Here is a 26,039-nt window from a genome sequence, read left to right as displayed (position 1 = left end):
TGGTTCGACTCCCGGGTTGTGATGCGACGCTGTACGGCGGGGCGCTAGACCTGCGCCGCGGCCTCCGCGGTGCGGCGCGCATGCGCCAGCAGGACCGCGATGGCGCAGCTGCCGATGCGCGCGCGCACGCTGTCGGCGCGGCTGGTCAGGATGATCGGCACGCGCGCGCCGAGCACGATGCCGGCGGCTTCGGCACCGGCGAGGAAAGTCAGCTGCTTGGCCAGCATATTGCCGGCTTCCAGGTCGGGCACCAGCAGGATATCCGGATCGCCCGCCACCTCGGAGTCGATGCCCTTGGTGATGGCGGCTTCGCGGCTGATGGCGTTGTCGAAGGCGAGCGGGCCGTCGAGCAGGCCGTTGCTGATCTGCCCGCGGCGCGACATGGTGCACAGCGCGGCCGCGTCGATGGTCGACGGGATCTTGTCGGTGACGGTTTCCACCGCGGACAGGATCGCCACCTTGGGCCGCTCCACGCCCAGCACCCGCACCAGGTCGATGGCGTTGCGGCAGATATCCGCCTTTTCGTTGAGCGTGGGGAAGATGTTGACCGCGGCGTCGGTGATGAACAGCGGCTTGTGGTAGCGCGGCACGTCCATCGCGAACACATGCGACAGCCGCCGGCCGGTGCGCAGGCCGCTGGCGGAACTGGTGACCTCGTGCAGCAGCTCGTCGGTATGCAGGCTGCCCTTCATCAGCAGCTCGGCATCGCCGGCGCGCACCGCTTCGACCGCGCGCGCGGCGGAGGCATGGCTGTGCGGGGCGTCGATGATCACGGTGTCGCGCAGCGCCATGCTCTGTTCGGCGGCGACCTGCCGGATGCGCGCCGCGGGGCCGACCAGGATCGGCACGATCAGGCCGAGTTCGGCGGCCTGCAGCGCGCCGCCCAGCGACGATGCGTCGCACGGGTGCGCCACCGCGGTCGGGATCGGCGCCAGCCCGGCGCAGCGCGCGAGCAGCGCGGCGTATTTGTCCGGCGCCTCGGCGGCGGGCGCGGCAAATCCGGACATGGCAGACGTGGCAGGCGGGGCAACGGTCATGGCGATGTTCCGAGGGCAAGGCAGCGGGTGAAAACAGGCGAGGCCTTGCATCGGTCCGGCACGGCCCGCAGCGGTTGCGCCGGCGTCAGGAATGCTGCATCGCGCAAGCGCAACGGCCAGTATAGGCGACGATTCGGACAGCGAGATGACAGTCGAAATTGGCACGACAGTATCCCGCGCGCGCAGCCATCGCCACGCCGCCGGCGCCTTGCACCGCCCAGCGCCGGCTGCTAGGCTTAATTCTAGTTGCAGTGCAACATGCGCCACTCCGGCCTGCGCCGCCAGCGCGCAACGCCCGCAAGCGGCGCCAACTGGGGGAAGTGGAATGACCGCACGCATACCCGCCGGGCCGACTGAGCACGGCGCCGGCCCCGCCACGCGTCCGTCCGACGATGGCGCCAACCTCCTCGCGGCGTCGGCCCAGCCGGCGCTGGAATACCTCGCCGATGCCTGGCAGCGTTACGTGCTGCTGCTCGATATCCTGCGCCAGCGCGGCAACGAGTCCGCCGAGCATGAGCGCGAAGGCATGCCCGCCGTGCTGGTGTTCGAGCATGAGCTGCTTGCCGACGGGCGCGCGCTGTCCGAGCCCGTCAACTACGCGCTGCTGCGCATCCTGCCACCCGCCGACACCCCCACCGACCCGTCCAAGCGCGCTTTCGTGGTGATCGACCCGCGCGCGGGCCACGGCCCGGGCATCGGCGGCTTCAAGGCCGACAGCGAGATCGGCATCGCGCTGCGCACCGGGCATCCGTGCTACTTCATCACCTTCTACCAGGAGCCGTGCCCGGGGCAGACCATCGAATCGGTTGCGCGCGCCGAGGCGCATTTCCTGCAGCTCGTCAACGAGCGCCATCCCGACGCGCCGGGCAAGCCCTTTATCGTCGGCAACTGCCAGGCCGGCTGGGCGCTGATGATCCTCGCCGCGGTGGCGCCGGAGCGCTGCGGGCCGCTGCTGGTCGCCGGCGCGCCGCTGTCCTACTGGTCCGGCGTGCGCGGACGCAACCCGATGCGCTACAGCGGCGGGCTGCTGGGCGGCTCGTGGCTGGCGTCGCTGACCGCCGACATGGGCAACGGGCGCTTCGACGGCGCCTGGCTGGTGCAGAACTTCGAGAAGCTCAATCCGGCCAACACGCTGTGGACGAAGCTCTACGACGTCTACGCCAAGGCCGATACCGAGGGCCCGCGCTTCCTGGAATTCGAGCGCTGGTGGGGCGGCCACTTCCTGATGAACCGGGAAGAGATCGACTGGATCGTGCAGAACCTGTTCGTCGGCAACCGCCTGACCGCGGGGCAGGTGCGCAGCAGCGACGGCAAGACCGTGGTCGACCTGCGCAACGTGCGCTCGCCGGTGATCGTGTTCGCATCGTGGGGGGACAACATCACGCCGCCGCAGCAGGCGCTGAACTGGATCCCCGACCTGTACGCCACCGACGAAGAGCTGGTGGCCAACGACCAGGTCATCGTCTATTGCCTGCATCCGACCGTCGGCCACCTCGGCATCTTTGTCTCGGCCGGGGTCGCCAACCGCGAGCACAGCGAACTGTTCTGCGCGCTGGACCTGATCGACGTGCTGCCGCCGGGCCTGTATGAAGCCAGGATCGAGGACGTCGCGCCCGACATGCCGCACCGCGACCTGATCGAGGGGCGCTACCTGATACGCTTCGAGCGCCGCAGCGTGACCGACATCCTGGCGCTGGACGACGGGCGCCAGGACGAGCGCGCCTTCGAGGTGGTGAACCGCGTGGCCGAGGTCAACCAGCACCTGTACGACACCTTCGTCTCGCCGTGGGTGCGCGCGATGTCGGGCGAACTCACCGCGCAATGGATGCGCAACCTGCATCCCGCGCGGCTGGAACGCTCGCTTGCCACCGACATGAACCCGTGGATGGCGTGGATCGGCGCGCTCGCGCCGATGGTGCGCGCGCACCGCACGCGGGTGTCCGCGGACAATCCCTTCCTGACGCTGGAGAGGGCGGTATCGGCGCAGATCGTCAGCGCGCTGGACCAGTTCCGCGACGTGCGCGACGCCTGCTACGAACAGACCTTCGAAGCCATCTACAACTCGCCGGCAATGGCCGCGCTGGTGGGGCTGCAGGCTCAGCCGCCGGCCAATACCGAATCGCCGGTCACGCAGGCGTTGCGCCAGGAACTGGCCGAGCGCCGGCTGCGAGACGCCGAGGCCGCGATCGAGCAGGGCGGCACGCTCGAGGCCTTCGTGCGCGTGCTGGCCTACGTGGCGGACCGTCCGAGTTCGATCGAGGAGCGTCCCTTCAACCTGCTGCGCCGGTTCGCGCGCGAGCAGCCCGAGGCCGCGGGGCATGTGGACCTGGCCACGTTCAAGCGGGTGGTGCGCCAGCAGACTTTCATCGTGCAGCGCTATCCGCGGCATGCGGTGCAGGCGCTGCCGGCGCTGGTGCCGGACCGCGATTCGCGGCGCCGGCTGATGATCGCGGTGCACCGGGTCATGACGCTGGACCGCCCCCTCGAAGGCGAGCGGCTGGAGCGCTACCGCGAAGTGACCGAGGTGATGGGCACGCGCCACCCGCCGCGATCCGCCGAAGGCGATGGCGAGGCCGTGGCCGGCAGCGAGGCGCCCGAGGTTGCCGACAGCGCAGGCAAGCCGGCATCGCGCGCGTCGGCGCAGCGCAAGGCCGCGCAGCGGCCCGGCAGCTGACAGGCACGCTCAGTGATCCGCTTCAGCAGTCAAGCTTGAAGTCTTCCCCCGGAGGCATCCATGGTCAACGTATCCAACCCGGCGCTCGCCGGTTCCCGTGTGCTGGTGGCCGGCGTCGCCAATGACGGCTCGATCGCGTGGGGCTGCGCCAAGGCCTTCCACGAGCTCGGCGCGCAGGTCGCCATGACGTACCTGAACGACAAGGCCTATCCGCACGTCGCGCCGCTGGCCGAGGCCGTGCAGGCGCCGATCCTGATGCCGCTGAACGTGGAAGACCCCGAGCAGATGCGCGCACTGTTCGCGCGCATCGAAGCGGTATGGGGCGGGCTCGACGCGGTGGTCCACTCGATCGCCTTCGCGCCGAAGGAGGACCTGCAGGGCGGCTTGCTCAACTCCTCCGCAGAGGGCTTCGCGCGCGCCATGGACGTCTCTTGCCATTCGTTCATCCGCATGGCGCGGCTGGCCGCGCCGCTGATGCGCAACGGCGGCACGCTGTTCGCGATGAGCTATGAAGGCGCCAACCGCGTGGTCCCCAATTATGACCTGATGGGGCCGGTCAAGGCGGCGCTGGAAGCCAGCTGCCGCTACCTGGCGCATGAACTGGGCCCACAGGGCATCCGCGTGCACGCGATCTCGCCCGGGCCGCTGAAGACGCGCGCGGCGTCGGGGCTGAAGGACTTCGACCAGATGCTGGCCGATGCCGCCGGGCGCGCCCCGCTGGGCGAGGTGGTCGACATCATGGACGTCGGCTTTGCCACGGCGTATCTGGCCACGCCATACGCGCGGCGGATTTCGGGCAATACGATGTACGTCGATGGCGGCGTGCACATCATGGCGTAGCGGAGCCGGGCATGCAGGTCCTGATCCGTGGTTTGCCCCGCGATGTGACCGAGTCCATGCTGCAGGAAAAGCTCAGGGACCGCGCGCCGGTCAGGTCCGTCGAGATCGTGCGCGACGGCGATCCCGAACACCCGTGGGCCTGGATCGACCTCGACATCGACCGGGTGGCGGCCTGGCGCCTGCTGCGCCAGTTCGACCGCCAGTCCTTCAACGGCAGCGTGATGCGCTGGTATATCCCGATGCACCAGGAGTGAATGCCCGGGAATGGGATTACCATAGCCGCGTTTGCCACTCTGTCACGGCACCGGCTTGCGGTGCCGGTTACCCATGCTTGAACTCCAGGGAGCCATCTGGTTCCGCTCCGGCTCGCAGGACTGGGGCGGCAAGGACCGCATCGCGCTGCTTGCCGCCATCGGCGAGCACGGTTCGATCACCGCGGCCGCGCGCGCGGTCGGCATCAGCTACAAGGCCGCGTGGGACGCCATCGACCTGATGAACAACAGCGCCGGCGAAGCGCTGGTGGTGCGCGCCGCCGGCGGCAAGGGCGGCGGCGGCACGCGCCTGACCGCGCGCGGCGAGCAGCTGATCCGCACCTACCGCGCGCTCGAGGACGAGCACCGGCGCTTTGTCGCTCAGCTGTCGCGGCTGGGCGAGGGCGCTGCCGACGATATCCAACTGATGAGGCGAATGATGATCAAGACTAGTGCGCGCAACAAGCTGTTCGGGAACGTCGCCAGCGTGCGCGGCGGCGCGGTCAACGACGAGGTGGTGCTGGCGCTGCCGGGCGGCCAGCAGATCGTGGCGACGATTACGCATGAAAGCGTCGAGACGCTGGAACTGGCCGCGGGCGTGGAAGCGTTCGCGCTGATCAAGGCGTCTTCGGTGCTGGTGGGCCTGCCCGACCCGGGCGTGCGGCTGTCGGCGCGCAACCAGCTGCCCGGCGTGGTGTCGCGCGTGATGCCGGGCGCGGTCAATGCGGAGGTGGTGATCGAGCTGGACGGCGGCGGCACGATCGCGGCGATCGTGACCAATGGCAGTGCGGAGGCGCTGGGCCTGGCCGTGGGTGTGCCGGCGGTGGCAGTGTTCAAGGCGTCCAGCGTGATCCTGGGCGTGGTGGGGTGATCCTGTCGTTGCGCCTGATCTCAGGCGCTTGCGTCGACCTGTCGCGCGCTCAGGCCACGCGCGCCGACAACGGCGCGTAGACCGGCGGATGGTGGCGGCTGTCGCCGCTGCCGAAGATGCGGCCTTCGCGGATCTCGAGCACGTGGTCTCCGAGCGCTTCGACATCGGCGGGATCGTGCGAGATCACCAGCATGGGAACGTCCAGGCTCGCCTGCAGCGTGCGCAGCTCGGCGCGCATGCGCGCGCGCAAGGCGGGATCGAGCGCCGAGAACGGTTCGTCGAGCAGCACGATATCGGGCTGCGCCACCAGCGCTCGCGCCAGCGCCACGCGTTGCTTTTGCCCCCCGGAAATCTCGGCGGGAAAATTGCCGACGATCTCGTCCAGCCCGAAGGCATCGATCCAGCGCCGCGCTTCCGGCGGAATCGCGCCGCGGCGCGGATTGCGCCAGCCGCGCGCCAGCCCGAAGGCGATGTTCTGGCCCACGGTCAGGTGCGGGAACAGCGCGTATTCCTGGAACAGGTAGGCCACGCGGCGTTCCTGCGGGCGGACGTCGATGCCCGCTTCGCTGTCGAACAGCGTGCGCCCGTTCAGCTCGATGCGGCCGCTGTCGGGCGCGAGCAGGCCGGCGATGGCGCGCAGCGTCAGGCTCTTGCCGGCGCCGGACGGGCCGAACAGCGCAATGCGGCGGCTGTCGGAGCCGAAATCGATATCCAGCGCAAACTGCCGGTCGGCCGACACCATCTGCTTGCGGATGCTGACATGCATGCCCATGGCGTTCCTCAGCGCGCGGCGCGCGGGCGCAGGCGCCGGCGTTCATAGAGTTCAGCGGGATTGCGCGCGGCGGCGGGCACCAGCCGGCCGGCGACCACCAGCAGCAGCACGCACGTGACCGAGGTCACCAGCACCAGCAGGTTGGCGGTGTTGTCGTCGCCGGCCTGCACGGCCTCGTAGATCGCCACCGACAGCGTCTGCGTGCGGCCGGGCAGGTTGCCGGCGATCATCAGCGTGGCGCCGAACTCGCCCAGCGCGCGCGCGAACGCCAGCAGCACGCCGGCGATGATGCCGCGCGCGGCCAGCGGCAGCGTCACGCGGAAGAAGATGCCGGATTCGGAAACGCCCAGCACGCGCGCGGCGTTTTCCAGCTGGTGGTCGACCCCTTCGAAGGCAGCGCGGGCCGACTTGAGCACCAGCGGGAAGGCGACGATGGTCGAGGCCAGCACCGCGCCCTGCCAGGTAAAGACCAGTTCGATGCCGAGGCGGGACAGCCACTCGCCAAACACGCCGCGCCGGCCCACCAGCACCAGCAGGTAGTAGCCGAGCACGGTCGGCGGCAGCACCAGCGGCAGCGTCAGCACCGCGTCGACCACGTCGCGCAGCGGCGAGCGCCAGCGCGCCAGTGCCCACGCCGCGCCGACGCCGAGCACGGCGTTCAGCACGGTGGCCCAGCCCGCCACCTTCAGCGACAACAGCAGCGGCACCCAGACGGCATCCATGGCGTGGCGTGAATCAAGGCTTCTGGAAGCCGTAGCGCGACAGGATCGCCTGGCCTGCCGGCGATGCCACGAAGTCGACGAACTGCGCCGCTTCCTTCTGCTGGCGGGTCTGGCTGGTGATGGCGATGGGGTAGGTCACCGGGGTGCGGCTCGGCACGCGCACCGCAACCTTGACCTTTTCCGGCATCACCGTGGCGTCGGTGGCGAAGACGAAGCCGGCCTCGACCTCGCCGCGCGCCACGTAGTCCAGGCTCTGGCGCACGTTCTGCGCCGGCACGCCCTTGGCGGCCACCGTGTCCCACAGTCCGGCGGCTTCCAGCGCGCCGCGGGTGTAGCGGCCGACCGGCACCGAGGCCGGGTTGCCATAGGCGATGCGCTTGACTTCCGGCTTCGCCAGATCCTGCAGCGAGCTGATGTTGAGCTTGCTGTCCGACGGCACGATCAGCACCACCTCGTTGGCGGCGAAGTTGCGGCGCGAGGCGGGCGCAATCACCTTCTCGGTCTCGGCCTTGTTCATCGCTTCCTGCTCGGCCGAGGCAAACACGTCGGCCGGCGCGCCCTTGACGATCTGCTGCATCAGCACGTCGGACGCGCCGAAGTTCAGCACCACCTTGGTCCCGGGATGGGCACGCTCGTACGACTCGGCCAGCGACTTGAAGGCGTTGGTCAGGCTGGCTGCCGCGGACACCACCAGGTCCGCGCCGAAAGCCGGACCGGCGGGCAGGGCCAGCGCCAGGGCGGCGAGCATGGCACCGGCGGCGCCGGCAAGAACGGAGCGGCGCCCGGTGCGGGCGGAGCGGAACGCGGACATGGGAATCCTCAGCGAAGCGGCCAGAAAAGCTGGCGCTGGTATGGGTGGACTGTCAGGCGCAATATACGTCTGTATATAGCGGTCCGTCAATGATGCGCCATGACCACCGGCATGGGTATTCCGGCAGGCGCAAGTGCGGTATCAGGGGCTGCGAATGTGCCCCGGGGGGATGTCGGGGCTGGCGCCATTGCAACGCCAGCCGGTCCGGCTTCAGGCCGGCGGTGAGCCTTCCTTGAACAACGACTTCAACTGTGCGCGCAGCTCAGGGGTGTCCTGATGCTGGTGCACTGCGACCGCGTGCTGGACCGCGGCTTCGAGCAGTTCGTCTTCACTGTCGGCGCTCAGCGCAACCGTGCAGCCGATGTCGCTCGGGTACTCGCGGCAATCGATAAACTTGCGTCCCATGGTGCCTCCTGTCACCGGCCGCGCGGCCGGCGTATCCAGTATAGGCAGGAGGACCGGCCACTACAGCACCGGCGTCAGCACCTTGCCATCGGCCAGGAACGCATCGAGATTGCGCAGCGTCAGCGCGGTCATGGCGGCGCGGGTCTCGTGCGTGCCGCTGGCCATGTGCGGCGCGAGCACGACGTTGTCGAGCGCCAGCAGTGCGGCCGGCACGTCCGGCTCGTCCCGGAACACGTCGAGGCCGGCGCCGCCCAGGCGTCCTTCCGCCAGCGCCGCCACCATGGCGTCTTCGTCGATCACGCTGCCGCGCGAGACATTGACCAGGATGCCCTTGGGCCCGAGCGCGTCGATGATCTCGCGCGACACCAGCCCGGCGGTTTCCGCACCGCCCACGCAGGTCACCACCAGGATGTCGGACCAGTCGGCCAGTGCCTTCAGGTCAGCCTCGAAGCGCCACGGCGCGCCGTCGCGCGGGCGGCGGTTGTTGTAGGCGATCTCCATATCGAAGCCCTGCGCGCGCCGCGCCACGATCTCGCCGATGCGGCCCAGCCCGAGGATGCCAAGCTTCTTGCCCGAGACCCGCGTCGTCAACGGAAAGCCGCCCTGCGGCCAGCGCCCGGCCCGGACGAAGCGGTCGCCGTGGGCAATGCCGCGCGCAGCGTCGAGCAGCAGGCCGAAGGCCAGGTCGGCGACGCAGTCGTTGAGCACGTCGGGCGTGTTGCTGACCTGGATGCCGCGCGCGCGGGCGGCGTCCAGTGCGATCGAGTCATAGCCCACGCCGAAGCTGACGATGGCCTGCAGCGCCGGCAGCGCCTCGATCAGCGCGGCGCTGCAGCCATGGCGCGCCGAGGTCACCACCACGCGCACCTGCCGGCCGTGCTCGCGCGCCCAGGCCAGCGCATCGCCCTGCTGCCACAGCGCGATGGCGCCGTATTGTTGCTGGAGGGTGGCATTGGTCTGCGGCGCGAGCGGGCCGACCTGGAGAATCTGGGAAGCGGACATGAGGCGTAGCGGGTCTCGACGGAGGGATCAGGGATGGTAGCGCATGCCCCCGCGTCGCGCAGGCGACCGTTGCCGCCCCGGAGCGCGGGCAACTTTGTGCGATGTCCGGGTGGAGGCGGGTTATGCTGCGGCATCCCATTTCCTCCGTGACGAACATCGCCATGAAAACCATCTACCTGGCCGGCTTCGACGTGTTCCGCAAGGACGCCATCGCCTGGGGCGAGCACCTCAAGTCGCTGTGCGCGGCGCATGGCTTCACCGGGCTGTATCCGCTCGACAAGGCGGCGCCGGAAGGCCTGTCGGGGCCGGACACGGCGCGCTGGATCTATGACGCCAATATCGCGCTGTTGCGCCGCGCGGACATGGTGATGGCCAACCTCGACGATTTCCGCGGGCCGGGAGAGCCGGACTCGGGCACGGCCTTCGAGGTGGGGTTTGCGGTGGCGCTGCAGAAGCCGGTATGGGGCTACAGCGCGGACCCCGGCACGGTGCGCGATCGCGCCACGGTGGTGACCGACGAGGAAGGCCGGCCGCTGGATGCGCGCGGGTTTGTCGTTGAGGATTTTGGCTTGCGCTGTAACCTGATGCTGGCGTGCCCGGTGAAGCTGGTGCGGGGCGGGGCGGCGGAATGCCTGGCGGCGATGGCCGAGGCCATTCACCGGCGCGCGGCCGAAGCCGCGGCACGGCGCGAGCGCGATGCGGCGGCGTGGGGGGATGACTGAGAGCGTTTCTCTACCGCTGGTTTGCTCCCCTCTCCCGCCTGCGGGAGAGGGGTCGGGGGTGAGGGCAGGAGTATCCACGGCTGACGCCCGTGGGTTAAAACCGAAGGCCTTGCTTGATGTGGTGCCTAGCTAGACCACCCCTCACCCCAACCCTCTCCCCATGAGGGGAGAGGGAGAACACCTTGCTTAGGCTAGTTCGGGGCGGCTTGGGTGCACCTTCCTTCCGGCAAGCTCCGTGGCGTTCGGTTTACCGCCGCAACGCCTCCACCCCCGCCGCAATATCCTTCGCCGTGCTTGCCACGATCTCGCGGTAAGCCGCCACCACGCCATCGATTTCGCCGGGCGCGGACAACTCCGCCTGCGTGCTGCCGCTGACCACCTTGCCGTCCGGCAGTCGCCGCACCGTCCAGTTGATGGTTGCGCCCGCGCGCTGCCCGACATCCGCGTCGAGCCGCAGCACTTCCGTCGTGACCCGATACAGCGGCTGCACATCCGACAAGCCCTGCTGGTAGGTATCGACCGCGCCCAGCGTGGCCTGCAGGCGCTGCGACAACGCATCGCGCAGCTCGTCCGGCAGCGGCGACGACCAGCGCGCCAGGTCCAGCAGGCGCAGGCTGGCGTCGTTGCCGCCGTCGCGCACCACCAGCTGCGGCCGGTTGAGCCGCTCCGGCACGCGCACCGGCGCGACTTCCAGCCACAGCGTGCTGGTCGACGGCGCCGGTGTCGCCGCCGGCAGCGTGGCGACGCCGGCAGGCCCCTGGGCCAGCGTGTAGTAGCGCGGCTCCGGCGAGGCGCAACCGGCGAGCACGGCGGCGCCCGTTGCGCTGGCAATGGCGCCGGCAATGGCGCAGCGGGCAAGCACGGCGGCAAGTGCCGAGGTGGGGGGATGGCGCTTCATCAGTCTTTCTCCGGCTTGCCGCGCAGCAGCGCTTCGGGATGGCGTTCGAGGTAGTCGGTCAACGTGCGCAACGACGTGGCGGTGCGCGTCAGCTCCTGCAGCATGCGGCGCGTGTCCTGCTGCAGCGGCGCATCCGATGCCAGCGTGCCGTTGGCCGTGGTCAGCGTTTTGCGCGCGTCCTGCAGCGCCGCCAGCACCTGCGGCGCGACGTCGCCATTGAGCTGCTGCACCAGCTGGTCGGCGGTGTTGAGCGTCTTGTTCAGGCTCGCTACCGTGGTGCGCAGGTCCTGGCCGATCTGGTCGAACGGGACCTTGTCGATGCGGTTGACGATATCGCCGACCTGCGCCTGCAGCTGGTCGAAGGTGCCCGGCGTGGTGGCGAACTCGGGGATCGGCGCGTCCAGGTTCACCTGGGCAGGCGGCGCCTTCGGGAAGAAGTCGAGCGCCACGTACAGCTGGCCGGTAAGCAGGTTGCCGGTGCGCAGCTGCGCGCGCATGCCGCGCTTGAGCAGGCCCTCGATGATCTGGCGGGCGCGCGCGCGGTCTTCCACGTCGCGCTCGCGGAAGCCCATGCGCGACGGGTACAGCTCGACCACCACCGGCATGCGGAAGGCCTTCTTGTCGCGCTGGTATTCGATGCCGATCGAGCGCACCTGGCCCACGATCACGCCGCGGAAGTCCACCGGCGCGCCCGGCGACAGGCCGCGCACGGACTGGTCGAAGTTGAGCACGGCCAGCGTCGGCGCCAGTTCCTCGGGCTCCTTCATGGCCTCGGACTGGTCGGCGGCCAGCAGGAATTGCGTGTTCTCCGCGGCGGCATCGGTGGCGGCGGTACGGTCCGGCGCCTGGAACGCAACGCCGCCCAGCAGCACCGTCACCAGCGATTGCGTCGACAGCTTGAGGCCGCCGGCATCGAGCTTGAGGTCGACGCCGCTGGCATGCCAGAAGCGCGAATCGGCGGTGACCAGCTTGTCATAGGGCTTGTTGACGAATACGCGCAGCGTGATGTCGCGCCCGTTGGGCTCCAGCTGGTAGGCCACCACCTGACCCACCTGCACGCGTCGGTAGTAGACCGGCGAACCGATGTCGAGCGAGCCCAGCTCGGAGGCGCGCAGCACGAACTGCTTGCCGGATGCGTCGGTGGTCACCACCGGCGGCACTTCCAGGCCCTTGAATTCGCGCGTGGTTTCGCCGGACTTGCCGGCATCGACACCGATATAGGCGCCCGACAGCAGCGTCTCCAGCCCCGACACGCCACTTGCGGCGAAGCGCGGGCGCACCACCCAGAAGCGCGTGTCGGCCACGGCGAAGTTCTCCGCGTCCTTGGTCAGGTCGATCGACGCGATCACGTGCGAACGGTCGCGCGCGAGCCGCACCGCCTTGACCAGGCCGATATCGACATCCTTGTAGCGCACCGCGGTCTTGCCCGGCGTCAGGCCCTCGGCGGTGCGGAAGCTGACGGTGATCTCCGGCCCGCGCGAGGCCAGCGTGTGCACCAGCAGCGACACGCCGACAACCGCCGCGACGATCGGGATCAGCCATACCAGCGATGGCAGCCAGCGCGCGCGGCGCCGGCGCTCGGGTCGCGGCAGGCCGGGTGCGCCAGCCGGGTTAGTCGGATGTTGTTCAGTGTCGGGCATTGTCGTCTTCCAGCGAATCCCACAGCAGGCGCGGGTCGAAGCTGAGCGAGGCCAGCATGGTCAGCACCACGACCGCACCGAAGGCCAGCGCGCCGCCGCCTGGGATGATGGTGGCCAGCGCCCCGGCCCGCACCAGCGAGGCCAGCAGCGCCACCACGAAAATATCGAGCATCGACCAGCGGCCGATCACCTCCACCAGCCCGTACAGCCGGGTCTGCTGCCGGATGCGCCAGGTCGCGCGGAAGTGGACCGACAGCAGCAGGAAGGTGAGGATCAGCATCTTCATGAGCGGCACGATGACGCTGGCGATCAGCACCAGCGCCGCCAGCATGTGCGAGCCGGACAGCCACAGGTAGATCACGCCGGACAGGATGGTGTCCCGCTGGGTGCCGAGGATCGATTGCGTGACCATCACCGGCAGCATGTTGGCCGGGAGGTAGAGGATAAAGGCAGCCAGCAGGAAGGCCCAGGTGCGCGCCAGGCTGTCCGGCTTGCGGTGGTGCAGCGTGGCGCCGCAGCGCGGGCAGGGCTCGCCTTCCAGCGTGCGCGGGCTGACCAGGTCGCAGGCGTGGCAGGAGAGCAGGCCCAGGCGGCTGGCGGTGGGCACCTGCGGCAGCGGCGTGCGTTCGTCGTCGTCGGTGAGTTCGGCCACCACTTCGCGCGCGAGCCGGCGCGGGTGCGCCAGGCGGTCGGGGCGCGGTGGCTGCGGCGATTGGGACGGTCGGGGCGGGAGCGCGTTCGTCATTGGCCTCCCTCGCCGGTGCCGGCCGGCGCGCCGGCGTCATCGTCCGGCGTTTCCAGGTAGCGCCACAGGTCGCGCGGGTCGAACGACAGCATCGCCGCCAGCACGATCACCAGCGCGGCGAACGACCACAGCGCGATGCCGGGCAGCACGCGCGCCATCGTGGACAGCTTCACCAGCGTGACCAGCACGCCGATCATGAAGACCTCGATCATGCCCCACGGCCGCGTCTGGCGGATGCCGCGCACGATGCGGTCGAAGCCCGCCGGCATGCGGTGCTGCGCCATCGGCACCAGCAGGTAAATCATCATCAGCAGCTCGGACAGCGGGAACAATATGGTGGTGGCGAACACCAGCGCCGCCACCAGTGCCATGTGGTCGTCGTACAGGGCATGCACCGCGCCCAGCAGCGTGGTTTGCGTGCGCACGCCCTTGAGGTCCATCTCGACGATGGGATAGGCGTTGGACACCAGGAACAGGATCAGCGCGGTGATCACCAGCGGCAGCAGGCGCCGGTAATGCCGGCGGCTCTCGCGGTACAGCTCGCCGCCGCAGCGCAGGCACAGCGCGCGCTCGCCGGGCGAGATCGGGGTGCGCTCGTAGACCGCATCGCAGTATTCGCACGCCACCAGCCGGTGCAGCGCGGCGGGCGAGGTATCGGGCAAGGCGGGCGCGGGGGCGTGGTCTGGACCTGCCATCAGCCGTTCAGCCGGGGTGCTTGCCGGTGGCCGCTGGCGGCACGTCGGGATTGTCGACCACGGCGGGGAGGGCCGGAGCCGGCGCGGCGGGATGCGTCGCCGCGGGCACCGCTGCCGGCGCGCCGCCCGGCTTCAGGTCGTGCGCGAGATCCTGCTTCAGCTCGCCCTCCGAGCCGATGGTCCAGTCGCGCAGCAGCGCATACGCCACCGCCAGCAGCGTCGGGCCGATGAACACCCCCAGGAAGCCGAATGCCAGCGCGCCGCCCAGCACGCCCAGCATGATCCAGATCAGCGGCATGCCGGTGCCCTTGCTGATCAGCAGCGGCTTGACGATGTTGTCGGCCATGCTGACCACGCCCACGCCCCAGATCACCAGGAAGACGGCCCAGCCGGTGGACCCGGTGTGGTACAGCCACAGCGCCGCCGGCAGCCACACCAGCGGCGGGCCCACCGGCACCACCGACAGGAAGAACGTGACGAAGCCGAGGATGGCCGCGCCCGGCACGCCGGCGATCCACAGCCCGATGGCGGCCAGCACCGCCTGGATAAAGGCCGTGCCGAGCACGCCGTAGACCACGCCCTTGACCGTGCTGCCGGCCAGTTCCAGCAGGTGGTCGGCACGCTCGCCGGCAATGCGGCGCATGCCCGCGCGCAGCCAGGCGATGGCGAACTCGCCGCCGGTATAGAAGAAGAATGCCAGGATGATCGACAGCGCCAGCTGCCCCAGCCCCGCGCCGATCGACAGGCCGGCGCCGAGCAGCACATGACCGACCGGCGCGATCAGCTTGCGCAGGTTGGCCACCATCTCGGAGTCGGCATTGATGATGCTGTCCCACGAGCGCTGCAGGTACGTGCCGACATAGGGCAGGCTGCTCAGCCAATCCGGCAGCTGCGGGATGCCATGCTCCATGTAGCGGTCGACCAGCGCCGACAGGTCGTCCAGGTGCGCCGAGAAGCTGGCACCGGCGTAGACAAACGGCCCCAGCACGATCACCGTGGCCAGCAGCACGCAGATCAGCGCCGCCAGGCCGCGGCGGTTGCCGAGCCAGCGCGACAGCACCGTGTACGGGTACCACGAGCTGTAGGCCAGGATCGCGCCCCACAGCAGCGCCGTGGTGAACGGTGCGAGCACCAGCAGCGAGCCGCCGATCAGCACGATCAGCGCAAAGACTGCAGCAATCTTCTCGATTAACTGGCCGGAACTCATTGATGGCTCTCCCTGGGCGCGCCGGTGTGACGGAAACGGCGTAAATATAGCCTACGCCGGGGGGGCGATGCCAAAGGGCTGCTGGAAGGGTGCTTCGGGCGCCACCACCACGGTGCGCCGGGGCAGCATGCCCGGACGCATCCCACAGTGCCATAGCTTTGTGACGTTGAACAGCGCGGCGGTCGTGCCGCCCAGGCGTGAGGGGCAGTGAGCGCGACGCGCCGGACAGGGCCGGCGCCAGGGAAAAGGGCTAGCTTCAGCCCGGTACCGCCATTACGCCGCTCTTGAGCAGCGCGGCCACCAGGTCGGATTGCGTCACCATGCCGACCACGCGGTGCTTGTCGTCGATCACCGGCGCATGGTGCAGGCCGCCGTCGGAGAAGGCCTGCGCCAGTTCCACCATCGGCTGGTCGGGGCGGGCGGTGACCACGGCGCTCGTCATCAGGTCGCGCACGGTGCCGGCCAGCCGGCGCGCGCCGGTATCGCGCTGCGCGGCGAAGAAATCACTCTGCGTGATGATGCCTTCGAGTCGGTTGTTGGCATCGACCACCGGCAGCGCCTTGATGCGGTGCCGCGACAGCAGGTGCCCGGCTTCGTGCGCGGGCTGCCCGGGCCGCACCATGATGACGTCTCGCGACATGATCTCGCCGCACAGCACGTTGCCGAAGTGCCGCCGGTACGCGCGCAGCTGCGCCGCCACCATGATGGCTTCCAGGTCGTCTTCTTCGATGTCGAAGAATTCGCCGCGTGCCTTCAGGGCCGCGTCCAGGTCGGCACGGGTAAAGCCCACCCGCTGCGTCGGCGGCACGTCCCTGGTGCCATGTTGCATCGCGGGCTCCGGCGGGCGGTGCGGGTAGCGCCGCCGCGACAGGTTGTTGAAGGCCAGCGCCATCAACAGCAGCAGCATCGAGTTGAACAGCACCGGCACCACCACGAAACCGAAACCGAGCGCGCTGACTGCCGGCCCGCCGAATACCGCCGTGATTGCCACGGCGCCGCCGGGCGGGTGCACGCAGCGGAACTGGAACATCACGGCGATCGCCACGGCCACCGCCGTTGCCGCCGCAAGGCCCGGGTCAGGGATCCAGCGCGCGCAGGCCACGCCCACCAGTGCCGCAAACAGGTTGCCGCCGATGATCGACCACGGCTGCGCCAGTGGCGAAGACGGCACCGCGAACAGCAATACCGCCGAGGCGCCCATTGGCGCGACGAACCAGGGATTGAATCCGCCCAGTGTCTGGTGGCAGATCCATTCGGTGCAGAACAGGCCGAGCAGCGCGCCAAGGCAGCTCTTGATGCGCTCATGGCGGTTGGCAGCAACCGGCAGCGGGACAAAAGTGCGCAGCCATGCACGGGTATTTTGCGCCAGCAAGGCGACAGCGGGGGCAGTTGGCATTCTCGGACGGGGGCGGCTTGGAATGGTGCACGTAATATATCACGCGGTGATATATTTGGCCGCCTTTGGTGCAGCGCATCCCCGGGTTGGGGCGTGATGCACCGCACCAGAGCAATCAGAAGTGCAATCAGGAGTCGCCCCCTATGTCGTAGCATGGACAGCATGCGGCTGGCGGGCATCGTGTCCTTGCGCGACCTGCTGCGTGCAAGTTCTCAGGTTCACCATGAGGAAGCGCGGCGCGAGCGGTCGCGGGGGCGGTTGGCCGGCTGAATTTCAACCGGCGGCGCTATTTGTAGGTCGACAGCAAAATGCTCGTTTCCGTCGCACTGATCCCCTCGATCAACCTAATCCGGTCCAGCGTCCGGTCAAACGCCTCCAGCGTATCCGCGCGCAGTTCCGCAATGATGTCCCAGCGCCCATTGGTGGTGTGCAGCGCCTGCACGTTGGGCTCGCCCCTTAGCGCCTGCAGCACCGAGCGCGCCTTGTTTCCCTCCACCGCGATCGTCATCCACGCGCGGATCCGGTGCGCCTCGGCCTCGGGCCGCAGGCGCACGGTATAGCCGACGATCAGTCCTTCCTTCTCCAGTTTGTCGATGCGGTTCTGCACGGTCGCGCGCGATACGCGCAGCGCCTGCGCCAGCGCGGTGACCGGCGTGCGCGCGTTGTCGCGCAGCAGGGAGAGCAGTTGTTGATCGGTGGCGTCCATGAGCTTGAGGGGCCTTCTGTCGATTTGCCAATGAGGTCTGGCGTTTTGCTCGGTACAAGACGCAAATTGCACATCTTGCTGGCTATTAGTTAACACCAGCGTGCACCAGAATGCAATCGACTGAATTGTTTCCAGAACCCCCAAAGAAAAAAGGAGCCGCCGTGATCCACACCCCCACGATCCTGCTTGTCGAGCCGACCTTCTACGACGTGTCGTACAGCATCAATCCGTGGATGGACCCCGACGCCTGGGCGCGCGACCCGCGCGGCATGCACAGCAACGCCATGCAGTCCTTCGACGCGCTGCGCACGGCGCTGGCCCGGGCCGGCTTCACGGTGGAAGTGGCCGCGGGCGCCGCCGGCCTGCCCGACATGGTTTTTCCGGCAAACGCCGCCGTGGTGCTCGACGGCCGCGCTCTGCTGGCGCGCTTCCGCTACCCGCAGCGCCGCGGCGAAGAAGCGCCGTTCGCGGCAATCTTCGGCGCGCTGCGCGAGCGCGGCCTGCTCGACGAAGTGGCGCTGCTGCCCGAGGGCTGCTTCCAGGAGGGCGCGGGAGACTGCATCTGGGATGCCGGCCGCGGCCATTTCTGGGCCGGCTTCGGACCGCGTTCGTCGCATGAGGCGGCCACCGCCGTGTCGGAATTCTTCGGCAAGGAAGTCGTGGCGCTGGAACTGGCCACCGAGCAGAGCTACCACCTCGACGTATGCTTCTGCCCGCTGTCCGGCGGCGAGATCCTCTATTACCCGCCGGCGTTCAGCGAAGCGGCGCTGCGCGAGCTGCGCGCACGGCTGCCGGCGCGGCTGCGCATCGAGGCCAGCGCCGACGACCTGCGCCACTTCAGCGTCAACGCCGTCAACCTGGACGACCAGGTGGTGATGACGCGCACTACGCCGCACCTGCGCACCGAACTGGGCCGGCGCGGTTACCAGCTGCATGAGGTCGACCTGGCCCCCTTCATGCTCTCCGGCGGCGGCGCCTATTGCATGACGCTGCGGCTCGACCGCAGCAGCGGCCCCGGCCTCGCCGCGGCCGCGGCCTGATGCCTCCGTCATCGACAGCCAGGGAGACAATGATGAAAGAGACCGCCCGGTCGCTGTTCCTCGACGCCAACGACGTGGCCCGGCTGGTGGCCGCGGTCGGCGTGCAGCCCGCCATCGTGCAGATGGCCGACCATGTCCGCCAGGATTTCCTGCGCTGGGATGCCTTCGACAAGTCCGCCCGCCTGGCCAGCCATTCCGCGCGCGGCGTGATCGAGCTGATGCCGGTGAGCGACGGCATCCAGTACGCGTTCAAGTACGTCAACGGCCATCCGCGCAACGCGCAGCATGGCATGCCGACCGTGATGGCGTGCGGCATGCTGGCCGAAGTGGAAACCGGCTTCCCGCTGATGCTGGCGGACCTGACGCTGGCCACAGCGCTGCGCACGGCCGCCACCTCGGCGCTGGCGGCGCAGGCGATGGCGCGGCCGGGCGCGCGCACCATGGCGCTGATCGGCAACGGGGCTCAGGCCGAATTCCAGGTGCTTGCCTTCCACGCCATGCTGGGTGTGCGTGAAATCGCCGCCTACGATATCGACCCCGCCGCCACGGCGCGGCTGATGCGCAACCTTGCCGGCGTGCCGGGACTGGCGATCCGCGCCGCGGAGTCGGTGCAGGCCGCGCTGGCCGGTGCCGACATCGTGTCCACCGTGACCGCCGACAAGACCCGCGCCACCATCCTGACGCCGGCGCAGGTGCGCCCGGGCATGCACCTGAACGCGGTCGGCGGCGATTGCCCCGGCAAGACCGAGCTGCATGCCGACATCCTGCGCCAGGCGCGCATCGTGGTGGAGTACGAACCGCAGACGCGCATCGAAGGCGAGATCCAGCAGCTGCCCGCCGACGCGCCCGTGACCGAGCTGTGGCAGGTGCTGGCCGGCGCCGCGCCGGGCCGTGGCGCGGCCGACGAAGTGACGGTGTTTGATTCCGTGGGGTTTGCGCTGGAGGACTACGCCGCGCTGCGCTGGCTCTATGCCGCCGCGCATGCCCGGCGCGCGGGCAGGGCGGTGGAGCTGGTGGCGATGCCGCCCGATCCGCGCAATCTCTATGGCTGGATGATGGCGCAGGCCGAAGGCCGCGACGCCGGGCTGGAACTGCAGAGGCTGGCGTCGCTGGCCTGACCGTGACGGGCTCCAGGCGCGGGAGCCCCCCGGCTCAGCCGGCGCGGCCCATCATCAGCTGGGCGCGCAGGAAGCCCTTGACCTCTTCCAGCGACGGCGTCTTCAGGAACACCATGATGCCCCAGTGCTGCAGCGCGTCGGCCACGCCGTCATAGGCCTGGCGGTTGGTGATCACCGCAAAGATCACATGCTGGCTGGCAAAGAAATTCTGCAGTTTCTCGATGGTGGCCGACTCGGCGTCGTTCAGTTCGTCGACGTAGTACAGCACCACGCGCGGATGCGCGCTGACCGAGGTGATCACGGTGTCGAGCACATCGTCGACCACCACGCTCTTGAGCGGCAGACCCCACTTGCCCAACTGGCCGTGGATGCGCTGCGCTTCCTGGTGGTTGGGGTGGAACACCACCAGGTCCAGGCCGTGGGGCGTCACGGTTTCAGGGCCGATGCGCGTCGCCAGCAGGCGATGCACGGTTTCCTTGTGGATGCGCCGGTGCCCGCCATTGGTCTTCCAGGCGCCCAGTTCGCCGCGCTCTACCATCTTCTGGACAGTGCCCAGCGAGACATTGAGCAGTTTTGCCGCTGTACGCGTGCTGTAGTAAGGCTTTTCAGCCAGTGCCGGATCCAGTTTCATCCAATCACCCGTAGTCCTGAAGGCAGTTCGCGCCGGGCAAGGCGCGCGGTACCAGGCACCTGCACCGCGTATTGTTACTGCCAATGGTTGACTGACCCTGTGTCCTGACCCGCTCCCCCGCCGGCCGGACGATTATTTATAGTCGATTTGATGTTTTTGTCACTTCCCGCAGACCGCCCGCAGTTGATTGCTTTGCATGTCCCGGGTCCGGATTTGCCGGAAGCCCATAATATGCCGCAAAGGTCAGGCAATCAGTAAGAAAAAACTACAAATTCATCGCACTTTTGTTTTTCAACGCACACTGAACACTGTTTCGGTGCCAAGGGCTTGCAGCCAGTAATTGGCAGACACCGTGCTGCCCGGGTGGTTCCCCGCGCTGCTGTCATCTTTGTTGCGGCTGCTGAATTCAGCGGCCGCTTCAGAGCATATATATGTCACAACATGATGTATTGACCGCGAGACGCGCGGCCGGCGCTACCGGTCTTGCAGGCCGTGCTTGCGCACCTTGTCGAACAGTGTGGTCTTGGCCACGCCAAGCGCCTCGCTGGCGCGGCTGAGGTTGCCGTCGTGCCTGCGCATGGCATCGGCGATCAGCGCGCGCTCGAACTGGTCGACCGCCTGCGCCAGCGGCAGCGCTTCCGGCGCGGCAGTGCCCTGGCCAGGATTGCAGCCCAGCCCGAGGACATGGCGCTCGGCCAGGTTGCGCAGCTCGCGCACATTGCCCGGCCAGGGGTAGGCCACCAGCGCCGCCAGTTCGCCGGCGCTGGCGGGCACGGCCTCGCGCTCGAAGCGCAGCGCCGCCTGCGCGACGAAATGCTCGAACAATGCCGGCACGTCCTCGCGCCGCTCGCGCAGCGGCGGCAGCTCCAGCGTGATCACGTTCAGGCGGTAGTACAGGTCGGCGCGGAACTGGCCGGCATCGGACAGCGCGCGCAGGTCGGCCTTGGTCGCCGCCACCACGCGCGCGTTGACCGGCACCGGCTGGTTCGAGCCGAGCCGCTCCACCACGCGCTCCTGCAGCACGCGCAGCAGCTTGATCTGCAGCGGCATCGGCATGCTCTCGATCTCGTCGAGGAACAGCGTGCCGCCTTCGGCGTGCTCGATCTTGCCGATGCGGCGGCGCGCGGCGCCGGTGAACGAGCCGGCCTCATGGCCGAAGATCTCGCTTTCGAACAGCTGTTCGGGCAGGCCGCCGCAATTGATGGCGACGAAGTGGCGTGCATGGCGCTGGCTGGCCTCGTGCAGGCAGCGCGCCACCAGTTCCTTGCCGGTACCGGTCTCGCCGTGGATCAGCACGTTGGCGTCGGTGCCGGCGAGGTCGGCGATCAGCCGGCGCAAGCGCTCGACCGCGGGCGAATGGCCGATCAGGCGGGTTTCGAGTTTTTCGCGTCCTGCCAGACGTTCGCGCAGTTCTGACACTTCCAGCGCGAGCCGGCGCTGCTCCAGCGCGCGGCGGGTGGCGTCGACCAGCTGCTCGGGCGAGAACGGCTTTTCCAGGAAGTCGTAGGCGCCTTGCTTCATCGCCTGCACCGCCAGGCCCACGTCGCCGTGGCCGGTGATCATGATCACCGGCAGCGCGGGGTCGCGTTCGCGCAGCTGCGCCAGCAGCGCCATGCCGTCCATGCCGGGCAGGCGGATGTCGCTGACCACCACGCCCGCATAGCCGGGGCCGACTTCGCGCAGCGCCGCCTCGGCGCTGCCCACGCCGCGCGTGGCCAGCCCTTCCAGGCGCAGCGCCTGCTCGCAGCCGAGGCGCACGTCGGCATCGTCCTCGACGATCAGTACGGTCAGTTCAGCCGGCATGCCTGGAATCCTGTGACCTGGCCTCGTGCGGCACCAGCGGCAGCACCAGCGTGAAGCAGGCACCGCCGTCGGGGTGGTTGGCGGCCGACAGGCTGCCGCCGTTTTCATTGAGGATACCGGCCGACAGCGTCAGGCCCAGCCCCAGTCCCTGTCCGGCGGGCTTGGTGGTGAAGAACGGCTCGAACAGCCGTGCGAAGGCTTCCTCGGACAGCCCGGCGCCATTGTCGCGCACGGTCAGGTGGACCATGGCGCCGCTCACGTGCGCATGCAGCGCGATGCGCGGCGCGGGCCGGCCGGCGACCGCATCGAGCGCGTTGCCCAGCAGATTGACCAGCACCTGTTCGAGCCGGTTGGGGTCGCAGATCACGGCCAGTTCGGGGTCGATGTCGCGCTGCAGATCGGGCTGCACGGCGTCCACGCGGGTCTGCAGCAGGAACAGCGCGTTGTCGACCGCCTCGGCCAGCCGGGCCTGGCTGCGGCCGTTGCCCGACTTGCGCGCGAACGACTTGAGCGCGCCGGTGATGCGGCCCATGCGCTCGACCAGCCCGATGATGGTGTCGAGGTTGGTGCGCACGGTGGCATAGTCGCCACGCTCGAGGAACTTGCCGGTATTGCCGGACAGCGTGCGCAGCGCGGCCAGGGGCTGGTTCAGCTCGTGCGCGATGCCGGTCGACATCTGGCCCACCGCGGCCAGCTTGCCGGCCTGCAGCAGGCCGTCCTGCGCCTGGCGCAGCACGGTCTCGGCGCGGATGCGCTCGGACACCTCGGCCTGCAGCCGGTGGTTGGCGGCGGACAGGTCGGCGGTGCGCTCGATCACCTTGCGCTCCAGCTCGCTGTTGGCCGCTTCAAGCGCGGCGCGCGCGGCCAGGCGCTCGTTGACGATGCGCCGGCGCACGTTCCAGGCCGCGCCCAGCAGCAGCACGAAGGCGGTCAGCACGCCCGCCAGCGCGGCGCTGTTGAGCGCCGCCACGCGCGCCTGCGAGGTATTGGTCAGCAGCGTCAGCTGCCAGTGGGTGCCGGGCAGGGCGGCATGCTGCGCCAGCATCGGCGGCCCGCGGCGCAGGCGCACCAGCTCGTCGCTGCTGCCGCCGTTTTCATTGGCAAGCTTGCGCACCGACTCCAGCGGCAGCTGCGGCAGCGGCGCGCGGTTGTACTGCAGGCTGCGCGACAGCCGCTGGCGCGCCTCGTCCGACAGCGGCCGCAGCGCGGCCAGCTTCCACGACGGGTCGGAGGCGAGGATCACCACGCCGTTCTCGTCGCTCAGCAGCATCTGGCTGTCGGCGCCCTGCCAGCGGTTTTCGAGCGGCTCCAGCCCGATCTTGACGACCGCCACGCCGGCCGGGTTGTCGCGCTCGCCCAGCGGCGCCGACAGGTAGTAGCCCGATTCGCTGCGCGTGGTGCCGACGCCATAGAAGCGCCCGAGCTGGCCCTCCATGGCGGCCTGGAAGTAGGGGCGGAAGCTGAGGTCCTCGCCCACGTAGGTGTCGGGGCGCTGCCAGTTGCTGGCGGCCAGCACCTTGCCGTGGGCATCCAGCACATAGACCACGCGCGTGCCGGCGCGGGCGTTGAGCGAGGTCAGGTATTCGTTGGCGCGGGCCACGCGCGCGGCTTCGTCCGGGCGCAGCAGCAGTCCGGATATGCGCTCGTCCAGCGACAGCAGGCCGGGCACGTAGTCGTAGTGCGCCAGCTCGCTTTCCAGCGCCTGCGTGTACAGGCGCAGCTGCACCTGGCCGCGCTCGGCCTGGCGCGCCAGCGCGTTGTCGAAGCTGTAGCGGTAGCCGAGCGCGCCGGCCAGCCCGATCAGCACGGCCAGCGCCAGCAACGCCAGCAGCGGCGCGGCGCCGCGCAGGCCGTGGGGCAGGCGCGAGGGCGTGGCGGGCGTGGCGGCGGGCGCGTGTGGGGTATCGCCGGGATGGTGGAGCGGGCCGGTCATCAGGAAGTCTGGTCAGGCAAGGGCGAAGCGGCCGCGCCGGCGGGACAGTGATCCATGGCAGTCTTTTCGGGGACCAGGGCGGCGCGGGTGCCTACTTTTACCACACCGGCGCTACCGCGCCCGCCTCATGGATGCAAAAAGGCCCGGTTGCCTTGTCGGCAACCGGGCCCTGGCACGCCTGGCTGGCGGTGTTACTTGCCGGCCATGGCCTGGACCGATGCCAGGCTGGTGGTGGTATCCGCGACGACGGGTTCATCCTCGTCGGACAGTACCGGCGCGCCGATGGCGCCTTCGCTTTTGGCGACGACGGCGGTGGCAATGGCATTGCCGAGCACATTGGTCACGGTGCGACCCATGTCGAGTACGTGGTCGATGCCGAGCACCAGCAGGATGCCGGCCTCCGGCAGGCCGAACATCGGCAGCACGGCGGCGACCACCACCAGCGAGGCGCGCGGCACGCCGGCGATGCCCTTGCTGGTGACAAGCAGGACCAGCAGCATGGTGATCTGCTGGCTCAGCGACAGCTCGATGCCATACACCTGGGCCACGAACAGCGCCGCGAACGAGGTGTACATGATCGAGCCGTCCAGGTTGAACGAGTAGCCCAGCGGCAGCACGAAGTTGGTGATGCGCTCCTTGACGCCGAAGCGGGTCAGCTGGTCGATCACCTTCGGGTAGGCCGATTCGCTGCTGGCGGTGGCGAAACCGATCATCAGCGGCGCGCGCATGCCCTTGAGCAGGCGGAACACGTCACGGCCCAGGAAGAAGTAGCCGCCGCCGATCAGCGCCACCCACAGCAGCGCCAGCGCCAGGTACAGGCTGCCGATCAGCTTGGCGTAGACCACCAGCACGCCCAGGCCCTGCGCGGTGATCACCGCCGCGATCGCGCCGAACACGCCCACCGGCGCGAACGCCATCACGTAGTTGGTGACCTTCAGCATCACGTGGCCCAGGCCCTCGATGCCTTCCAGCACCGGCTTGCCCACGCCGTCCTTGACCGTGCCCAGCGCGAAGCCGAAGAACAGCGAGAACACCACGATCTGCAGGATCTCGTTGTGCGCCATCGCCTCGACGAAGCTCTTGGGGAACATGTGCGAGATGAAGTCGCGCAGGTTCAGCGCGCCGGTCTTCAGGTTCGAGGTGGCGTCCGCCGCCGGCAGCGGCAGGTTCATGCCGTGGCCGGGCTGCAGCACGTTGGCCATCACCAGGCCGAGCAGCAGCGAGGTGACCGAGGCGCCGATGAACCACATCATCGCCTTCGTGCCGATGCGGCCGACGGCGCGGCCGTCGCCCATGCTGGCGATGCCGGCCACCAGCGTGGCGAACACCAGCGGGCCGATGATCATCTTGATCATCCGCAGGAACACGTCAGTCAGGATGGACAGGTGGTCCGCAATCGATTTGGCGGTGGCGGCGTCCGGCGCCATGTTGTGCGCGGCGGTGCCGACCAGCACGCCTAGCAGCATCGCAATGAAGATCAGGGTGGGCAGTCGATTCAGTTTCATCGTGGATCAGGCCTGTGCGTCCGGTCCCCGCGGACAGGGGCGGACGTCGGTATGTCGGAATGGCGGGACGGCTCTGGAGGGCGCCGACCCGGCCATGCGGTTTTTTTTCAGCGCGGCAACAGGTGCCAGCGGGTCGCCCGGGCGGCGAGAGGGGGGATGGGCAAGGCGGGGTCAGTCATGTGTTTCCTCCTTTGTTTTTTGGCGAGGCCGGTGCGTTGGGAAGCGTGCCGGCCAACCTGTCTGGGCGCTGTTAGCGGCGGCCTATATTGCACACGGCGTGCCAGGCGGCGGGGGGCGCGATGGCTATGCAACCCGTTGAATTAAAAGGAGAAATTGAAGTGATTCCGGCGCACTATTCGGGGATCCGGACGGGCGGCGGGGAGTGGCGTTCGGGAATCCGAATGGTGGTGTAGGTGTAAACCCGGGGATTTTGAGGGGGCTGGGAAACCTTGGAGGCTTTGAATTGCCGCCGGTTCGCTCCCCTCTCCCTGTAGTGGTCTAATTTCCTCGGACAGGTCGATAGGAGGACAATCCCGAATCGACGAGGAAAAAAGCTAGATGACAAGAAGGCGCCGACAATTTGATGCCAGCTTCAAGCTGGAAGTGGTACGGATG

The 26,039-nt window shown here is 68.9% G+C and carries 24 protein-coding genes; 7 read left to right on the top strand and 17 right to left on the bottom strand.

Annotated elements, in window-relative coordinates; genetic code table 11:
* Nucleotides 1-44 precede the first annotated feature (44 nt).
* On the bottom strand, nucleotides 45-1,007 hold the full coding sequence (locus tag VSR71_RS16230) for a phosphate acetyltransferase (protein ID WP_428979422.1): 963 nt from the start codon (nucleotides 1,005-1,007) through the stop codon (nucleotides 45-47).
* A 355-nt stretch (nucleotides 1,008-1,362) separates the two neighbouring features.
* Here VSR71_RS16230 and VSR71_RS16225 point away from each other — a divergent pair, with 355 nt between their 5' ends.
* The 4 genes from VSR71_RS16225 (at nucleotide 1,363) to VSR71_RS16210 (ending at nucleotide 5,673) form a co-directional block, all read left to right on the top strand.
* Nucleotides 1,363-3,711 (top strand): DUF3141 domain-containing protein, encoded by a 2,349-nt coding sequence (locus VSR71_RS16225; protein WP_342914882.1) that lies wholly within the window; start codon nucleotides 1,363-1,365, stop codon nucleotides 3,709-3,711.
* 60 nt (nucleotides 3,712-3,771) lie between these two features.
* Nucleotides 3,772-4,551: an enoyl-ACP reductase FabI gene (gene fabI / locus VSR71_RS16220; protein ID WP_342914881.1), complete on the top strand. Its 780-nt coding sequence runs from the start codon at nucleotides 3,772-3,774 to the stop codon at nucleotides 4,549-4,551.
* 11 nt (nucleotides 4,552-4,562) lie between these two features.
* Nucleotides 4,563-4,805 (top strand): RNA-binding protein, encoded by a 243-nt coding sequence (locus tag VSR71_RS16215; RefSeq protein ID WP_342914880.1) that lies wholly within the window; start codon nucleotides 4,563-4,565, stop codon nucleotides 4,803-4,805.
* 73 nt (nucleotides 4,806-4,878) lie between these two features.
* A complete protein-coding gene (locus tag VSR71_RS16210; protein ID WP_342914879.1) occupies nucleotides 4,879-5,673 on the top strand; it encodes a TOBE domain-containing protein in 795 nt (264 codons plus the stop codon).
* Nucleotides 5,674-5,722: 49 nt separating this feature from the next.
* Here the strand turns inward: VSR71_RS16210 and VSR71_RS16205 are convergent, their stop codons facing one another.
* The 5 genes from VSR71_RS16205 to VSR71_RS16185 form a co-directional block, all read right to left on the bottom strand.
* Nucleotides 5,723-6,445 carry an ATP-binding cassette domain-containing protein gene (locus VSR71_RS16205; RefSeq protein WP_342914878.1) on the bottom strand — a complete coding sequence of 241 codons (723 nt, stop codon included), beginning with the start codon at nucleotides 6,443-6,445 and terminating at the stop codon, nucleotides 5,723-5,725.
* Between the two features lie 8 nt (nucleotides 6,446-6,453).
* Nucleotides 6,454-7,167 carry a molybdate ABC transporter permease subunit gene (modB, locus tag VSR71_RS16200; protein ID WP_342914877.1) on the bottom strand — a complete coding sequence of 238 codons (714 nt, stop codon included), beginning with the start codon at nucleotides 7,165-7,167 and terminating at the stop codon, nucleotides 6,454-6,456.
* A gap of 13 nt (nucleotides 7,168-7,180) precedes the next feature.
* The gene (gene modA / locus VSR71_RS16195) at nucleotides 7,181-7,978 is read right to left on the bottom strand and encodes a molybdate ABC transporter substrate-binding protein (protein ID WP_342914876.1); all 798 of its coding nucleotides are present in this window, start codon (nucleotides 7,976-7,978) and stop codon (nucleotides 7,181-7,183) included.
* Between the two features lie 210 nt (nucleotides 7,979-8,188).
* Entirely contained in the window at nucleotides 8,189-8,383 is a 195-nt protein-coding gene (locus VSR71_RS16190; protein WP_209762356.1) for a DUF1059 domain-containing protein, read from the bottom strand.
* A 60-nt stretch (nucleotides 8,384-8,443) separates the two neighbouring features.
* Nucleotides 8,444-9,385, bottom strand: coding sequence for a 2-hydroxyacid dehydrogenase (locus tag VSR71_RS16185; protein ID WP_342914875.1), 942 nt, complete (start codon nucleotides 9,383-9,385; stop codon nucleotides 8,444-8,446).
* A 161-nt stretch (nucleotides 9,386-9,546) separates the two neighbouring features.
* On the opposite strand from VSR71_RS16185, the gene VSR71_RS16180 reads away from it, so the two are divergent.
* A complete protein-coding gene (locus VSR71_RS16180) occupies nucleotides 9,547-10,107 on the top strand; it encodes a nucleoside 2-deoxyribosyltransferase (protein ID WP_342914874.1) in 561 nt (186 codons plus the stop codon).
* Nucleotides 10,108-10,354: 247 nt separating this feature from the next.
* Here the strand turns inward: VSR71_RS16180 and VSR71_RS16175 are convergent, their stop codons facing one another.
* The 7 genes from VSR71_RS16175 to VSR71_RS16145 all read right to left on the bottom strand — a co-directional run bounded on the left by VSR71_RS16175 (nucleotide 10,355) and on the right by VSR71_RS16145 (nucleotide 17,394).
* On the bottom strand, nucleotides 10,355-11,005 hold the full coding sequence (locus VSR71_RS16175; RefSeq protein ID WP_428979416.1) for a PqiC family protein: 651 nt from the start codon (nucleotides 11,003-11,005) through the stop codon (nucleotides 10,355-10,357).
* Nucleotides 11,005-12,645: an intermembrane transport protein PqiB gene (locus VSR71_RS16170; protein ID WP_342914873.1), complete on the bottom strand. Its 1,641-nt coding sequence runs from the start codon at nucleotides 12,643-12,645 to the stop codon at nucleotides 11,005-11,007. Before VSR71_RS16170 ends, VSR71_RS16175 begins: the two co-directional genes overlap by 1 nt.
* The gene (locus VSR71_RS16165; RefSeq protein WP_342914872.1) at nucleotides 12,632-13,390 is read right to left on the bottom strand and encodes a paraquat-inducible protein A; all 759 of its coding nucleotides are present in this window, start codon (nucleotides 13,388-13,390) and stop codon (nucleotides 12,632-12,634) included. Before VSR71_RS16165 ends, VSR71_RS16170 begins: the two co-directional genes overlap by 14 nt.
* The gene (locus VSR71_RS16160) at nucleotides 13,387-14,085 is read right to left on the bottom strand and encodes a paraquat-inducible protein A (RefSeq protein WP_342914871.1); all 699 of its coding nucleotides are present in this window, start codon (nucleotides 14,083-14,085) and stop codon (nucleotides 13,387-13,389) included. The genes VSR71_RS16165 and VSR71_RS16160 overlap by 4 nt, the downstream gene beginning before the upstream one ends.
* A gap of 7 nt (nucleotides 14,086-14,092) precedes the next feature.
* Nucleotides 14,093-15,292 (bottom strand): AI-2E family transporter, encoded by a 1,200-nt coding sequence (locus VSR71_RS16155; RefSeq protein WP_342914870.1) that lies wholly within the window; start codon nucleotides 15,290-15,292, stop codon nucleotides 14,093-14,095.
* A 256-nt stretch (nucleotides 15,293-15,548) separates the two neighbouring features.
* Nucleotides 15,549-16,688 carry an HPP family protein gene (locus VSR71_RS16150; RefSeq protein ID WP_342914869.1) on the bottom strand — a complete coding sequence of 380 codons (1,140 nt, stop codon included), beginning with the start codon at nucleotides 16,686-16,688 and terminating at the stop codon, nucleotides 15,549-15,551.
* Nucleotides 16,689-16,974: 286 nt separating this feature from the next.
* Nucleotides 16,975-17,394 (bottom strand): Lrp/AsnC family transcriptional regulator, encoded by a 420-nt coding sequence (locus tag VSR71_RS16145; protein WP_342914868.1) that lies wholly within the window; start codon nucleotides 17,392-17,394, stop codon nucleotides 16,975-16,977.
* Nucleotides 17,395-17,555: 161 nt separating this feature from the next.
* On the opposite strand from VSR71_RS16145, the gene VSR71_RS16140 reads away from it, so the two are divergent.
* Together VSR71_RS16140 and VSR71_RS16135 are read left to right on the top strand one after the other, a co-directional pair.
* Nucleotides 17,556-18,434: a dimethylarginine dimethylaminohydrolase family protein gene (locus tag VSR71_RS16140; RefSeq protein WP_342914867.1), complete on the top strand. Its 879-nt coding sequence runs from the start codon at nucleotides 17,556-17,558 to the stop codon at nucleotides 18,432-18,434.
* A gap of 32 nt (nucleotides 18,435-18,466) precedes the next feature.
* The gene (locus VSR71_RS16135) at nucleotides 18,467-19,552 is read left to right on the top strand and encodes an ornithine cyclodeaminase (RefSeq protein WP_342914866.1); all 1,086 of its coding nucleotides are present in this window, start codon (nucleotides 18,467-18,469) and stop codon (nucleotides 19,550-19,552) included.
* Nucleotides 19,553-19,586: 34 nt separating this feature from the next.
* Here VSR71_RS16135 and VSR71_RS16130 read toward each other — a convergent pair whose 3' ends face one another.
* The 4 genes from VSR71_RS16130 to VSR71_RS16115 all read right to left on the bottom strand — a co-directional run bounded on the left by VSR71_RS16130 (nucleotide 19,587) and on the right by VSR71_RS16115 (nucleotide 25,424).
* Entirely contained in the window at nucleotides 19,587-20,183 is a 597-nt protein-coding gene (locus VSR71_RS16130) for a helix-turn-helix domain-containing protein (RefSeq protein WP_342914865.1), read from the bottom strand.
* A 474-nt stretch (nucleotides 20,184-20,657) separates the two neighbouring features.
* Entirely contained in the window at nucleotides 20,658-21,986 is a 1,329-nt protein-coding gene (locus VSR71_RS16125; protein WP_342914864.1) for a sigma-54 dependent transcriptional regulator, read from the bottom strand.
* Entirely contained in the window at nucleotides 21,976-23,919 is a 1,944-nt protein-coding gene (locus VSR71_RS16120; RefSeq protein WP_342914863.1) for a sensor histidine kinase, read from the bottom strand. Before VSR71_RS16120 ends, VSR71_RS16125 begins: the two co-directional genes overlap by 11 nt.
* 191 nt (nucleotides 23,920-24,110) lie before the next feature.
* Nucleotides 24,111-25,424, bottom strand: a complete 1,314-nt coding sequence (locus VSR71_RS16115; RefSeq protein ID WP_342914862.1) for a dicarboxylate/amino acid:cation symporter — start codon at nucleotides 25,422-25,424, stop codon at nucleotides 24,111-24,113.
* Nucleotides 25,425-26,039 lie beyond the last annotated feature (615 nt).

This window comes from Cupriavidus oxalaticus (genome assembly GCF_038900635.1).
GTDB classification, from domain to species: domain Bacteria; phylum Pseudomonadota; class Gammaproteobacteria; order Burkholderiales; family Burkholderiaceae; genus Cupriavidus; species Cupriavidus oxalaticus_B.
Note: the sequence above shows the minus strand (reverse complement) of the source record. Positions and strands in the feature narration are given on the sequence as shown.

What these genes read in the sequence shown, in the direction of transcription:
- VSR71_RS16215 (WP_342914880.1), top strand. Translation starts at nt 4,563, where the DNA reads ATGCAGGTCCTGATCCGTGGTTTGCCCCGCGATGTGACCGAGTCCATG.
- VSR71_RS16170 (WP_342914873.1), bottom strand. Translation starts at nt 12,645, where the DNA reads ATGCCCGACACTGAACAACATCCGACTAACCCGGCTGGCGCACCCGGC.
- VSR71_RS16210 (WP_342914879.1), top strand. Translation starts at nt 4,879, where the DNA reads ATGCTTGAACTCCAGGGAGCCATCTGGTTCCGCTCCGGCTCGCAGGAC.
- VSR71_RS16135 (WP_342914866.1), top strand. Translation starts at nt 18,467, where the DNA reads ATGAAAGAGACCGCCCGGTCGCTGTTCCTCGACGCCAACGACGTGGCC.
- VSR71_RS16155 (WP_342914870.1), bottom strand. Translation starts at nt 15,292, where the DNA reads ATGAGTTCCGGCCAGTTAATCGAGAAGATTGCTGCAGTCTTTGCGCTG.
- VSR71_RS16115 (WP_342914862.1), bottom strand. Translation starts at nt 25,424, where the DNA reads ATGAAACTGAATCGACTGCCCACCCTGATCTTCATTGCGATGCTGCTA.
- fabI (WP_342914881.1), top strand. Translation starts at nt 3,772, where the DNA reads ATGGTCAACGTATCCAACCCGGCGCTCGCCGGTTCCCGTGTGCTGGTG.
- modB (WP_342914877.1), bottom strand. Translation starts at nt 7,167, where the DNA reads ATGGATGCCGTCTGGGTGCCGCTGCTGTTGTCGCTGAAGGTGGCGGGC.
- VSR71_RS16125 (WP_342914864.1), bottom strand. Translation starts at nt 21,986, where the DNA reads ATGCCGGCTGAACTGACCGTACTGATCGTCGAGGACGATGCCGACGTG.
- VSR71_RS16185 (WP_342914875.1), bottom strand. Translation starts at nt 9,385, where the DNA reads ATGTCCGCTTCCCAGATTCTCCAGGTCGGCCCGCTCGCGCCGCAGACC.
- VSR71_RS16145 (WP_342914868.1), bottom strand. Translation starts at nt 17,394, where the DNA reads ATGGACGCCACCGATCAACAACTGCTCTCCCTGCTGCGCGACAACGCG.
- VSR71_RS16120 (WP_342914863.1), bottom strand. Translation starts at nt 23,919, where the DNA reads ATGACCGGCCCGCTCCACCATCCCGGCGATACCCCACACGCGCCCGCC.
- VSR71_RS16190 (WP_209762356.1), bottom strand. Translation starts at nt 8,383, where the DNA reads ATGGGACGCAAGTTTATCGATTGCCGCGAGTACCCGAGCGACATCGGC.
- VSR71_RS16230 (WP_428979422.1), bottom strand. Translation starts at nt 1,007, where the DNA reads ATGTCCGGATTTGCCGCGCCCGCCGCCGAGGCGCCGGACAAATACGCC.
- VSR71_RS16160 (WP_342914871.1), bottom strand. Translation starts at nt 14,085, where the DNA reads ATGGCAGGTCCAGACCACGCCCCCGCGCCCGCCTTGCCCGATACCTCG.
- modA (WP_342914876.1), bottom strand. Translation starts at nt 7,978, where the DNA reads ATGTCCGCGTTCCGCTCCGCCCGCACCGGGCGCCGCTCCGTTCTTGCC.
- VSR71_RS16225 (WP_342914882.1), top strand. Translation starts at nt 1,363, where the DNA reads ATGACCGCACGCATACCCGCCGGGCCGACTGAGCACGGCGCCGGCCCC.
- VSR71_RS16150 (WP_342914869.1), bottom strand. Translation starts at nt 16,688, where the DNA reads ATGCCAACTGCCCCCGCTGTCGCCTTGCTGGCGCAAAATACCCGTGCA.
- VSR71_RS16175 (WP_428979416.1), bottom strand. Translation starts at nt 11,005, where the DNA reads ATGAAGCGCCATCCCCCCACCTCGGCACTTGCCGCCGTGCTTGCCCGC.
- VSR71_RS16130 (WP_342914865.1), bottom strand. Translation starts at nt 20,183, where the DNA reads ATGAAACTGGATCCGGCACTGGCTGAAAAGCCTTACTACAGCACGCGT.
- VSR71_RS16165 (WP_342914872.1), bottom strand. Translation starts at nt 13,390, where the DNA reads ATGACGAACGCGCTCCCGCCCCGACCGTCCCAATCGCCGCAGCCACCG.
- VSR71_RS16205 (WP_342914878.1), bottom strand. Translation starts at nt 6,445, where the DNA reads ATGGGCATGCATGTCAGCATCCGCAAGCAGATGGTGTCGGCCGACCGG.
- VSR71_RS16180 (WP_342914874.1), top strand. Translation starts at nt 9,547, where the DNA reads ATGAAAACCATCTACCTGGCCGGCTTCGACGTGTTCCGCAAGGACGCC.